Genomic DNA, 12,690 nt, shown 5'->3' on the forward strand with positions numbered 1-12,690 from the left:
TGATCTCCTCAAAATTTTCATGTTTGTACAAACAGGTCGGATAGATATATTTCAGTTGCATATAAAAGGCAATTATTTAACATTTAATCAATAATGAAATAATATTTGCAGGTATCAATGATTTATTTGGAGGCTGTTTGAATATGATTAAAAAGGTTATCCTAATAGGTGCCGGTGACCGTGGTCAGGTTTATGCCTCATATGTAATGAAAAACCGGGACAAGCTGAGTCTTGTTGCCGTTGCAGACCCGAATGAGACGAGAAGGAACAAGGTGGCCGGGGCTCATGGTATAGGACCTTCAAGCCGGTTCGAATCATGGGAGGAAATTCTGTCTCAGCCTCAAATGGCTGATGGGGCAATAATAGCCACACAGGATAATCTGCATGCAGTACCTGCGGTAAAAGCTCTAGAATCGGGATATGAGGTTCTGCTTGAAAAACCGATGGCTCTTACAGTAGAAGATTGTGAAATTCTTGTTGAAACTTCAAGAAAGACAGGGCGCACATTGAATGTATGCCATGTTCTCAGGTATACGGACTTCTTTTCCAGGATAAAGTCAATTATAAATCAAGGTATTATTGGAGATGTCTACACTATATTCCACGCAGAAAACGTCTCATATTATCATATGGCCCACTCATATGTCCGTGGAAACTGGAGGAACATCCCGAACTCATCACCTATGATACTTGCCAAATGCTGCCATGATCTTGACCTGATAGCCTGGTTTGCCGCGGCGAAACCCGTGAAAATAAGTTCAATTGGCGCATTAAGCCATTTCAGGCCGGAAAATGCACCTGTAGCAGCACCGCAAAGATGTACCGACGGTTGCCCGGCCGGAAAGGAATGCATGTTCAATGCAGTAGATATATACCTTTACGGCAAACATATGAAACTTGCACTGGCAAAGGAAGGGCCACCCGCAATCTCACTTGCTGCAAATATCATGCTGAAATATCCCGGCATTTCAGGGATTATCCCGGGGCTGAAAGAGTATTCCGTCTGGAAAGAGTGGCCCACAAGTACGATTACTGATGATCTTTCAAAAGACGGCATCATGAACGCTCTGAAAAACGGGCCTTATGGCAGATGCGTCTATTTCTGTGATAATGACCAGGTCGATCACCAGGAAACGGCAATTGAGTTCGATAACGGCATTACGGCCGTTCTGAGAATGCACGGACATTCTGAAATAGAGGGAAGGACCATACGTATCGACGGAAGCAAAGGGACTCTCAAAGGAAAATTCGGAGGAAAAACCGGGCTTGATGTTCATATTCATGCAACCGGGAAAAAAATCGTTTTCCCGATGAAAGCGGATATACTTGGACACTCCGAAGGTGATCGCGGAATAATGGATAATTTCCTATCCGTGCTGAATGGAGGAAAAGGCCAGACCGATGCTGCCGAATCGATTGTCAGTCACATGATGGCTTTTGCCGCATATGATTCAATGACTCAAAATAAGGTTGTCGAATTATGAACATAATATACCGTCAATGTGTAAAGGAAGACATAGAAGGTATTTCGGAAGTATTATTCAGGACCGGATTCATGGGAGAAGATCTTACGCCGACCGGCCGGTTCAATGATAAAAAACTTTTTGCCATGGTCAATATCGAGGGCTATGTTAGATACGAAGCAGAAAACGGATTTGTCGCACAGGACAGAGATACCGGAAGAATACTTGGATATATAATCGGTACGGCAAACACACACAGATATGAGAAAAAAATTGCCTTGAGAATATACTGGAGGATTTTTCTTCGCCTTTTCCTTGTCACATGGTGGCGCTATCCGGAATCATTCAGAACGGTTATTTACTGGTTTTACACATATGAGACAAAATCTATCGAGCACCTTTACAATGAATATCCGGCCCACCTGCACATAAATATTCTGCCGGGATATCAGCACATGGGCATCGGGAAAAATCTCCTGGACATGTTTATGGCGAATATGACTTCCAAGGGTGTTTCGGGAGTCCATCTCGGGACTTCCAACTACAATTTCAAAGCACTCCCCTTTTACAGAAAAAACGGATTTTCGGTTATATTTGAAAGAAAAAATCTATTCTGGCCCGGAGTTGAGAATCAGATTTCAATGATCTTCGGCAAAGGCTTGAGACCCTGATGTCTTCATTATTGAGTCTGGAATTTGTAAATTCTTGCATAAAGCCATTGTTTGAATTATGGATAATTGATGGAAAAAGATGAGTTTGAAAAATCCCTTGAGGAATTTGAAAAGCTTGTAAGAAAAAAGCTTCCCGCAATGATAAACATGGCAATGGCTGCCAAAGACAACCGTGAAATTCAAAGCAACTTCAATTTTTTCATAGAAACGTTGAAACGCGAGAAGAATGCAATAAACAGAGATATCGAAAGGGTTGCCAGGCCTGCCCAGAGAATGAGGTTTTTCAATACCATTAATACAATGGAATCCCTTTTGAGGGCAATGAAGGGCAGAAACAGCATACAGGAAAGACTTCGGCAGAAGCAGCATACTCTTCACGAGCATATAACTTACAATTCAGGACAGGGGGCTGTTGACGGTGAACTGCTCAATGTCTTTCAGGATGGTTTATTACTGAAAACCTCGGAAAAATTGTCGATTGATAAAGAAATAGAATTGGTACTCGATGACGGCAGGAATATGCGCGGCAAGGTAATATGGTCCATACCGGAAGGGGACGGTTGTGTTGAAACCGGTGTGAAGCTCGATAATGTGTCAAGCGCGCTGGATGATGAATTACATAAACTTATTGACGAAAAGCTAGATACCTGATGAACCGGCTTTCATAATCATTCATGCAGAAAGTAATTTTCTATGAAATTCAGAATCGAAACACTTGGATGCAAAGTAAATCAATATGAGAGCCAGCAGATAAGACAGGCCCTGTTGACCGCCGGTTATGCCGAGGCATCTGATAATGAACATGCTGATCTGGCTATTGTGAACACATGTACGGTCACACACCGTTCTGATTCCGATGCCAGAAAACTTCTGAGAAAGGCGCTTGATTCGGAAAAAGTTGTGGCAACAGGCTGCCTTGCATCTATAAGATCCGAGTTGATCAAGTCTGTTTCTGACAGGATCATGGTTGTACCGAAGGGTGAAATTGATAAAATCACAGGTGTATCCCTGCCCGAGACTATTTCGAGCTTTTCAGGCAGAGCCAGGGCCTTTATCAAGATACAGGACGGTTGTTCCAATTTCTGTACATTCTGCATAGTTCCCTTTGCAAGAGGTTGCCCTTCGAGCAGGCCGGGAAGTGAAATAATTGATGAGGTGAACAATCTGTTCAAGAACGGGTGCAATGAAATTGTTCTGTGCGGAATAAATCTCGGGCTTTATGAAGGCGGCTTCTCCACCATGCTTAAGCGTCTTCTCAGAGAAACTGATATTCCAAGGATCCGCATAAGCTCGATTGAGCCCTGGACGGTAAAACAGGATATCATAGAGCTTTTTTCAGAGCCGCGTATTTGCGCTCACCTGCACTTGCCCCTGCAGAGCGGGAGCAGAAAGATTCTTGCCAGGATGGCAAGGCCTTATGATCCGTCATATTATAAAAATCTCATCGGAGAGCTTATCTCGGTAAGACCCGAAGCGGCAATAGGTACCGATATAATGGCCGGTTTTCCCGGAGAAAGCGCCGATGATTTCAATGAGAGTTTTAATTTCCTTGAAAGCCTTCCCATTGCATATATGCATGTGTTCCCGTTTTCAAAACGGCCCGGAACAAAAGCGGCGGGTTTCAGCGACCAGGTTGATGAGGTCGAGAAGAAAAGGAGGGCAATGCTTCTTAGGCGACTTTCAGAAGAAAAAAGGAAGGGATTCATTCAGGTAAGGATTGGTGAGATATGCAATGTTCTTGTAACCGATTCAGAGAATGGTGTCTGTCGTGGGATTACTTCGAATTATATTACTGTTGTTTTTAATTCAAATTCCTCTATCGGAGATATTGTAGAGGTCAGGCTTGAGAAAATTCAGGGTCGTCAGGTGAAAGGCATATTTAATGGATAAACGCGAGGCAGTAACATTGTTGAATGACATGGCGGATGCACTGGAGTACCTTGACGAACCTTTCAGGGCAAAGGCATACAGAAAAGCCGCCGATGCTCTATCCATGCTTAATGTACCAATAAGGACATTGATTGCTGACGGGAGTATCAGAAACATTTCCGGAATAGGCAAGGGAATATCCTCAACACTTGCTTCATGGGAGCAGGGTGATTTCAGCGGACTTTCGGAACTTACAAGCAAGCTTCCTGCCGGGCTTCCTGAACTCCTGAAAGTCCCGGGGCTTGGCATAAAAAGAATCAGGGAACTTCAGCTGAAAGGCATTGAGACGCTTGAAGATCTGAATACTGCTCTTGAGAAAGGCAGACTCAATACTTTTAAAGGTCTGACCGCCAGATTCGAGGCCAGAATCCGCAAAGCGATAACCGATATAATCGAGGGCAGAGGACGCATACTTTTGGACAGTGCATTCGAAATCGCCCTGCACATGAATGAAATTTTTAAGTTGAACGGGATTGACGCCTGCATAACCGGGGAACTCAGGCGGACGGAAGAGACTATAAGTTCTGTTGACTTTCTTATTACTGAAGAAAACGACACCGAACTTAAACTGAAAGAAATATTCGGTGAACAAATTGTCAGATCCGATGGAATTTTGACTATCAATATGAGAAAGGCGCCAAAGATCAAAATCTTTCTGACGGAAAAAAAAGCCCGCAGCATTTCTCTTTTCCTTACGACCGGATCAGGCGTTCATGTTGAAAAGGTCAAGGCTCGATCCCGTATTCATGGCTGTGAAATAAATGAATCATGTATATTGAAAAATGGTGCACCCTGTTTTCCTGATACTGAAAGAGATCTCTATGAGATGATAGGTCTTTCATATATCCCGCCCGAAATAAGGGAAGGAGAGAATGAAACAGATTTTGCTTCAAGGGGTGCCGTTCCTGTACTTATTGGTGAAAAAGATACTGTTGGAACAATACATAATCATACGACATACAGCGACGGCAGGGCATCTCTTGCTGAAATGGCTCAATCAGCCTGTGAGCTGGGATATAAATGGATAGGGATATCCGATCACAGTATTACAGCACACTATGCCGGGGGTATGAGTTTGAAGTCCCTGCGCAGGCAACATGCCGAGATCGATGCGTTGAATGAAAAGACGGGGATCCGCATATTCAAAGGGATCGAGTGCGATATCCAGCAGGACGGTTCGCTTGATTACGGATATGAGGTACTTAATTCCTTTGATTTCGTTATAGCAAGCATCCATACAAAAATGGATATGGATGAGGGTCAGATGACCCAGCGGATAATAACTGCCGTCCGTAATCCTGCAACATCAATACTTGCCCATCCCACAGGGAGGCTTCTTCTTGCAAGAAGCCCTTATGAAGTGGATATGGATGCAGTTCTTGAAGAATGCCTTTTAAATAAAGTGATTGTTGAAATAAATGCCAATCCTCAAAGGCTTGATCTCGGATGGAGGAAGGTGAACGAATTCATAACAGCCGGTGGCATGGTGGCCATAAGTCCTGATGCCCATAATACAGAAGGTCTTAATGATATGAAGTTCGGGCTGATGATGGCAAGGAAGGGACTGGTTGAACCTTGTTTCTGTATAAACTCTTTCGATGCGGAAGAAGCACTCGCTTGCCTGAAAAGATCCAGATAAATCCCTGATGCCTCACTGTTGACTATAAGAGTCTGGCTATTATTTTAATACATATGCATAAACGTACTTTCATCGAGATGAGAGTTGCCGGGATTGCTCTCGATCCCACAAACAATGCGCCCATAGTCCTTTTGAGCGATGTGAACAACAAATCCTTCCTGCCCATCTGGATAGGAATACTGGAAGCAAGCTCAATTGCAGCCGCCCTTGAGGATATTAAAGCGGACAGGCCGATGACCCATGATCTTTTATGCTCGATTGTGGAATCTCTCGGGGCAAGGGTTGTAAAGGTGGAAATAACCGATTTGAGAGAGAACATCTATTTTGCAGATGTTGTGTTGGAGCAATCGGGTGAGGTCAAATCAATTGACTCGAGGCCTTCAGATGCCATTGCCGTTGCTTTGAGAACACATGCAAGAATTTTTGTTTCCAGTCATGTAATAAAGGAAACGATCGGTGAAGATATGCTGTCGCAGGGTATCCTGGGATTTGAGCAGAACAGAGACAAACTTCAGGACATACTTGAACGTATGGACCCGGAGGATTTCGGTAAATTCAGGGCGTAGGAACAGGTTTTCCTCCCCGCCTGGCGGCAGGGAGGAAATGCCTCAATTGTCAATAAAGGATCTGAGCTTTTTCGAGCGGACAGGATGCCTGAGCTTTCTCAAGGCTTTCGCTTCGATCTGCCTTATCCTTTCTCGTGTTACGGTAAAATCTTTTCCGACCTCTTCAAGCGTATGATCTGATTTCTCTCCTATACCGAAACGCATACGCAGCACCTTTTCCTCTCTCGGTGTCAGTGTTGCGAGTACCCGCCTTGACTGTTCAGACAGGTTCTTGGCGATTATAGCTTCCGCTGGAGACGGCACCTTCTTGTCTTCTATGAAATCACCGAGGTGAGAATCCTCTTCTTCACCGATGGGAGTCTCAAGGGATATGGGCTCCTTGGCGATCTTTAGAATCTTTCTTACCTTGTGTTCGGGATATTCCATCTTTTCAGCAATTTCTTCAGGTGTCGGTTCCCTACCGAGTTCCTGTACCAGGGCCCTTGATGTCCTAATGAGCTTGTTTATTGTCTCGATCATATGTACAGGAATTCTTATCGTTCTGGCCTGATCCGCTATTGCCCTTGTAATGGCTTGACGTATCCACCATGTGGCGTATGTGGAGAATTTGTAACCGCGCCTGTATTCGAATTTCTCAACCGCTTTCATAAGCCCGATATTGCCTTCCTGTATGAGGTCAAGGAACTGGAGTCCGCGGTTTACATATTTCTTAGCTATGCTTACCACAAGTCTGAGGTTTGCCTGAATCAGTTCTGTCTTTGCTGCATTTGTTTTCAATTCCGCATCTTCAAGGATTCTCACGGCCTTTTTCAAACCCTGTGCGGTAAGACCGCCTTCGATCTCTATCTTTTTTATCTCCTTGCGTAGTGAGGCCAGATCTGCAGCAACCAGACAGAACTCATCAGCTGACATGGACTGACTGGTTAGAAATTTATCATGCCTGCCTTTGCCGTTCTGGATTTTATGGTACATATCCAGGATATCCTCGCAGCAGATTCCGAAACGGGCTTCATAATATGCAATTCGATGTTCCTTTAATTCGAGCTGCTTCTTCAGTTCCTTGAGTCTGTTCCCAAAACCGTCAATCTGTTCGGGCACGAACTTGATTTCATTTATGAGCCTGACGATTTCACGGCTTACTTTTGCCATATCATTTTTAATCTTCTCACGCCTGTTCTTGGGCGCACGGAAAAGTTTGGATTTAAGCAGTTTGATCTGAGCCTGATTGGCCTCTATGGTCTTAATAATATCCAGGGTTTTCTGTCTTGCGGGGTGCTCCTCGATCTCGATCTCATTTTCGACATTGAATATATCTTCAAGATCAATGACGTCCTTGAGCCGGATGCTGCCTGTTTCAAGCATCCTCCCGATATTTATAACTTCTTTGACGGTGACGGGTGAATTTATAATTACATTAAGTATCTGCCTCTGTCCGGCCTCGATACGTTTGGCAATCTCGGTTTCATCCTCTCTCGAAAGTAATGATACCGATCCCATTTCATGCAGATACATCCTTACAGGGTCAGGTGCCCTGAATGCCCCGTCATCGGTGATTTCAATCTCCTCTTCGGTTTCGAATACTGAATCGGATTCAGAGACGTTAATCTCCTTGTCTGAAAACATGTCCATTACGTCTTCAAGGTCATCAGGCGTCAAGACATCTTCAGGCAATGATTCATTTGTTGTGGGTTCCTCAAAAATGAATTCTTTAGGCTTGGACATTTCTACGAATTTCTGATCTTTTTTGAACGCCTTTTTGTCGGTCATTTCTTTCCCAGCGCCTCCGTTATGTATTGGGGAATATTTTTTCTCTCCTCGACCAGCATTTTTCTTCTGGTAAGCAGTTTGAATTGCAACTCTTTTTCAGATACGGCAATCAAGTCCTGCAATTCCTTCAATTCCCTGTCGTACCGTCTGGCCAGCATTCTGCCTGCAACATCTGACAGCGCCTTTCTTCTGTCGCCTTCAGGTCCGTCCAGACCAAGCAGCTTTTGAGCAGTGATTCTTACATTTTCAGGACAGTCTGCGTGATTATCTATGCAATTTCCATGCTCAAGAATCCATCCGGCAAGCGTGGAAATATCTTCATCCTTAAACTCTCCGGCCAGGTTGAAAACGCTTAGTATTTTTACAGCATCCATGTCAAGGAGTATAAGTTTGCCGAACATATCTTCAAGGGGATCACGATTAATTATAACGGTTTCATTAATCTTGACATCACCCTTTCCCCTTATCAGCCGTGATATGGTATCCCTCTTTATACCCGTACGCTCTGAAAGTCTCTCTTCAAGCATATCTCTCAGAGCTATATCTTTTACCTTTATTATACTCTGCGTTAATTCATTCAGTATTGCCTTTTTCCCATCCATCTTTGATGCGTCATGTTTTTTAAAGGATTCATCAAAAATAAAGTCCCACATTGTAACAGCCTGCTCCAGAATCGCATTCCAGCCGGCCATATTTTTTCTTGCCAGATCATCAGGGTCCATCCCCTCGGGCAATATGGCGACCCTCGGTATTATGTCAGATGAAAAAAACTGCTCCAGTGCTCTGTGCGTCGCATTCCTACCGGCGGCATCGCCATCGAAGACGAGCGTTATCGAATCTGTGAATCTTTTCAGGAGTCTGACATGATCTTCACCGAAAGATGTTCCCAGTGCGGCCACCACCCTCGAGAACCCGGCATTTGCAAGAGATACTACGTCCATATATCCTTCTACGACGACCACCCCGTGATTCTTTATCAGGTTTCGAGCATTGTTGAGATTATAAAGTACCTTCTTTTTTTCAAATACCGGCGTTTCCGGACTGTTTAGATATTTGGGTTCGCTTCCGTCAAGAACCCTTCCGCCGAAAGCGACAACCTCACCTCCTCTGTCTATTATAGGGAACATGATCCGGTTTCTGAACCTGTCGTAATACCCTCCTGATTTTCTTTCAACCGTGAGCCCGGCCTTGAATGCAATCTGTTCCGGGATGCCGTTCTTTTTAAGATGAACAATCAATGCATCCCATTCATCAGGGGCATAGCCGATTGAGAAAGCGTTGATTGTCTCATCCTTCAATCCCCGGGCCTTAAGATAATCAAAAGCGATGCTTCCCCTGGGGGATCTGAGCATGGAAACAAAAAAGTCCATGGCTATGCGGCCTGCGTCATATATTGCCTTGATCTCGCTCCTGTTATGTTTTATCTCTTTTTCCGGTCGCTCAATACCGGCTTTGTCGCAGAGTTCGTCAACGGCTTCTCGATAGCTGAGGCCTTTTGTCTTGATTATGAAATCGATTACGTTGCCGTTTTCCTTGCAGCCGAAGCAGTAAAACATCTGTTTGGCCTGATCCACTGTAAATGACGGGGCATTTTCCTTATGGAAAGGGCAAAGCCCCCAGTGCTTGCCGCCTCTTTTCTTGAGAGTGACATGCTCCGAGACGACATCAACGATATCGTAATGTGAGAGTATTCTGTCTTTTAAATCATGCTGCATCTTCAGACGAACCTCACAATAGTTTTTGCTCCGCCGCTATCCTCGGGCTGTGCATCATGAAACCCTTTCACATCAGGGACCTGTTTCAGGTAATTCCTGACAGCTTTTTTCAGAATTCCGGATCCGCTGCCATGAATGATTTCAAGTGTTTCCTGACCTGAAAGTATTGCAGTATCTATAGCCTTTTCAATTACGGGAAGCGCCTCGTCCACCCTCATTCCGACAATAATAATGGGAAGCACGGAAGGAGCAAAAGATTTTATGTGTCCGGTCTTGAAAACCCGGTCTTTTTCGTCATGTGACGGTTCAAGCTGATCGATGTTTACGGTTATCCGTTTCGAGCCGCATGTGATTTCAGCCGTTTCAGGATCAAGGGATGTTATTATGCCTGATACCTTTGTGTTTATTATGCGGACTTTCATGCCTTTCGAAAAACCGAATACTGTGGATGAGTGCTCAGGAAGCTCTGTTAATGCCTCTTCAAGCTCACATGCTTCAGGCAGTTCCTTTACTGCCCTGACATCATTTTTTTCAGGCCTGCTTATGAGATTTTCGAGTCTTTCAATGAGCCTTTTATACCTGAGTGCATATTCAAACCGCTCCTTTTCCCTGAATCTGGCTTCGTTCTCGGCAGCCTCTTTAATAATGGCCGCTTCATCCAGAGCGGCTTGTGCCTCAAGTCTGAGTCTTGAAGCCGTGCCGATATCTTCAACTGCCTTCATCAGGCTGTTGCCCCCTTTGCCTGTTGTAATGTCTGCAGCCATATCTATCAAAGCCTCAGGGAAAGAAACGGATCTGAGTATTTCAAAGGCCCTGCTTGAGCCGATGACTCCATATTGGATAGAATAAAGCGGTTTGACGGTATTCTCATCGAATGTCATTGAAGCCAGCTGTATGTCAGGGTGGGACAGACCGTATAGTTTAACGGTTTCAGAATGTGAAGTCACAACAACGGTCGAGCCTTTTTTCCTGTAGGCGTCTATACAGGCAACTGCGATTGCCCCGCCGTGATCGTGGTCCGTCCCGGTTCCGGGTTCATCAAGGAGGATGATATCTCCGGAACCCGCATTTTCATATATCTCTTTTAAGGATTTGACATGTGCAGTGAATGTCGAGAGACCATGTGAAATGTCCTGTGGCGTATCCATCTCTACGAGCAGGGAATTGATCCGAGGTGTTATGGAACCTTTGTCCGCAGGTATCGGCAATCCGCTTTTCGCCATGACTATCAGCAGGCCCAGCGTTTTAAGAGCAACTGTTTTGCCTCCTGCGTTTGGCCCGGTGATAATCAGGCAGTTGCTGTCTTTGGAGAGCCTTATATCGAGAGGCCTGCAGTTATGACCGATGCTCTGAAGCAAAAGGGGATGCCTTGCGTTTATAAGGCGGATTTCATTGCCGAGTTCCGGGATGGAACACTCTGTTCTTATGGACCATAAGGAAGCGGCATGCAGAACATCCAGACGGGCGAAGATTGATATGCCTTCTTTTATATTGCAGGATTCTTGGATTACCCGGGTTGTCAAATGCCTCAGTATTCTCTCTTCCTCTTCCCTTATAGCTGATTTCAACTCTATAAGGGTGTTGTTGTCTTCAACTACATCGAATGGTTCCACATATACCGAATGCCGTGACCCTGAATAGTCATGGGTGATACCCTTTATAAAAGCTCCGAAATCGTGTCTTAAAGGTATTACAAACCTGTTGTTTCTTATTGTGATGATCTCTTCCGTCACGATCTGCCTGAATTTAGATATGATTCCTTCCAGCTTTTCCAGGACTGTATGGCGCAATGTCCTGTGCTTTATTCTCATCTTTTTCAATACGGGGTTTTTCAGATCCGACACCTCACCTGTCGGGAGCAGGGAGGTTTCAATTTCCTTTATCAACGAAACTGGTATTGATATGTTCGCAGTCAGCCCGGAAAGGTGCTCTGCCCTGTCAAGCTGGGACTTCAGCCTGTTGATTTCTTTTAATAAAGATGACACCTTCAGCAGGTCCTGGCCTTCAAGGACGGTGCCTTCTTTCATCTCAAGCAGCGGGCTTATGTCTTCGATCGGATTGATGCTTATCCTGTTGCCGGTTATCAGATCAGTCATCTCGGAGATGAATTCCCATTGGGAAATCGCATCATCCCAGGATTCATAAGGATTCAGCTCTTCCAGTGCGCTTAATCCGGCATCGGAAACGATATTGTTTTTTATATAGCCCTTAACGGAATTAAATTCTAAAAGGTCACCCTTCATCTGTACTTCTTATCGGAAATGGTTTTAAAAAATGCTGCCGGTCTGTTATGAAAGTCTGCTGTTTACCAGGCTGTTTACCTTTTTGCCGTCGGCCCTTCCTGCCGTTCTTGAAAGGACAAGCTTAATAACTTTGCCCATATCTTTCTTGGTTGCACTTGTTTCGGCTATGCATGAATCTATAATGGCGATCAGTTCTTCATCATTGATTTCCGAAGGAAGATAGGATTTCAATATCTCCAGTTTTACCCGCTCGATTTCAGCCATGTCCGTTCTGCCTGCGGCGCCGAACTGTTCGTACGATTCATTTACCTGCTTTATCTCGGTGCGAAGAACCCCTGTTGCTTCCGTATCATCGAGCGGTTTTCTGAGGGCGATTTCCTTGTTTTTTATTGCACTTAAAAGAACCCTGAGGCAGGATACCTTTTCCTTGTCTCCTGCCTTGAGGGCATCGGTCATATCTTTTTTTAATTTTTCAGTCAGCATCAATAGAACGACCTTACTTTCTGCATTCTCTTGACTGCACGTTTGCGTGCGGCAATGGCTTTGCGCTTCTTCTTTACACTTGGCTTCTCGTAAAACTCGCGTTTGCGGACTTCCGAGAGGACTCCCGCTTTTTCAACCTGCTTTTTAAATCTCTTTACTGCGCTTTCAAATGGTTCGGTATCTCTGATTCTGATTCCGGGCATGAATTAAAAAC

11 protein-coding genes are annotated in these 12,690 nt (G+C 44.6%); 6 read left to right on the plus strand and 5 right to left on the minus strand.

The window, feature by feature from the left end:
- Positions 1-143 precede the first annotated feature (143 nt).
- The 6 genes from VIS94_05635 to VIS94_05660 all read left to right on the plus strand — a co-directional run bounded on the left by VIS94_05635 (position 144) and on the right by VIS94_05660 (position 6,268).
- On the plus strand, positions 144-1,484 hold the full coding sequence (locus VIS94_05635; GenBank protein ID HEY9160546.1) for a Gfo/Idh/MocA family oxidoreductase: 1,341 nt from the start codon (positions 144-146) through the stop codon (positions 1,482-1,484).
- On the plus strand, positions 1,481-2,134 hold the full coding sequence (locus tag VIS94_05640; GenBank protein ID HEY9160547.1) for a GNAT family N-acetyltransferase: 654 nt from the start codon (positions 1,481-1,483) through the stop codon (positions 2,132-2,134). Before VIS94_05635 ends, VIS94_05640 begins: the two co-directional genes overlap by 4 nt.
- Positions 2,135-2,203: 69 nt before the next feature.
- A complete protein-coding gene (locus tag VIS94_05645) occupies positions 2,204-2,785 on the plus strand; it encodes a PilZ domain-containing protein (GenBank protein ID HEY9160548.1) in 582 nt (193 codons plus the stop codon).
- A gap of 42 nt (positions 2,786-2,827) precedes the next feature.
- Positions 2,828-4,024, plus strand: coding sequence for a MiaB/RimO family radical SAM methylthiotransferase (locus tag VIS94_05650; protein ID HEY9160549.1), 1,197 nt, complete (start codon positions 2,828-2,830; stop codon positions 4,022-4,024).
- Positions 4,017-5,702, plus strand: a complete 1,686-nt coding sequence (locus VIS94_05655; GenBank protein HEY9160550.1) for a PHP domain-containing protein — start codon at positions 4,017-4,019, stop codon at positions 5,700-5,702. The genes VIS94_05650 and VIS94_05655 overlap by 8 nt, the downstream gene beginning before the upstream one ends.
- Positions 5,703-5,755: 53 nt before the next feature.
- Positions 5,756-6,268 (plus strand): bifunctional nuclease family protein, encoded by a 513-nt coding sequence (locus VIS94_05660; protein ID HEY9160551.1) that lies wholly within the window; start codon positions 5,756-5,758, stop codon positions 6,266-6,268.
- Positions 6,269-6,310: 42 nt separating this feature from the next.
- Here VIS94_05660 and rpoD read toward each other — a convergent pair whose 3' ends face one another.
- Genes rpoD through rpsU form a run of 5 tightly spaced genes read right to left on the minus strand, consistent with a single transcriptional unit; the run spans position 6,311 to position 12,679 of the window.
- Positions 6,311-8,035: an RNA polymerase sigma factor RpoD gene (gene rpoD / locus VIS94_05665; protein ID HEY9160552.1), complete on the minus strand. Its 1,725-nt coding sequence runs from the start codon at positions 8,033-8,035 to the stop codon at positions 6,311-6,313.
- Positions 8,032-9,750, minus strand: coding sequence for a DNA primase (dnaG, locus tag VIS94_05670; GenBank protein HEY9160553.1), 1,719 nt, complete (start codon positions 9,748-9,750; stop codon positions 8,032-8,034). Before dnaG ends, rpoD begins: the two co-directional genes overlap by 4 nt.
- A gap of 2 nt (positions 9,751-9,752) precedes the next feature.
- Positions 9,753-11,993: a Smr/MutS family protein gene (locus tag VIS94_05675; protein ID HEY9160554.1), complete on the minus strand. Its 2,241-nt coding sequence runs from the start codon at positions 11,991-11,993 to the stop codon at positions 9,753-9,755.
- A gap of 45 nt (positions 11,994-12,038) precedes the next feature.
- Positions 12,039-12,476, minus strand: coding sequence for a GatB/YqeY domain-containing protein (locus VIS94_05680; protein ID HEY9160555.1), 438 nt, complete (start codon positions 12,474-12,476; stop codon positions 12,039-12,041).
- Complete coding sequence (gene rpsU / locus VIS94_05685) at positions 12,476-12,679, minus strand: 30S ribosomal protein S21 (GenBank protein HEY9160556.1); 204 nt, start codon at positions 12,677-12,679, stop codon at positions 12,476-12,478. Before rpsU ends, VIS94_05680 begins: the two co-directional genes overlap by 1 nt.
- Between the last annotated feature and the right edge of the window lie 11 nt (positions 12,680-12,690).

This window comes from Desulfomonilia bacterium, from assembly GCA_036567785.1.
Lineage (GTDB): Bacteria > Desulfobacterota > Desulfomonilia > UBA1062 > UBA1062 > DATCTV01.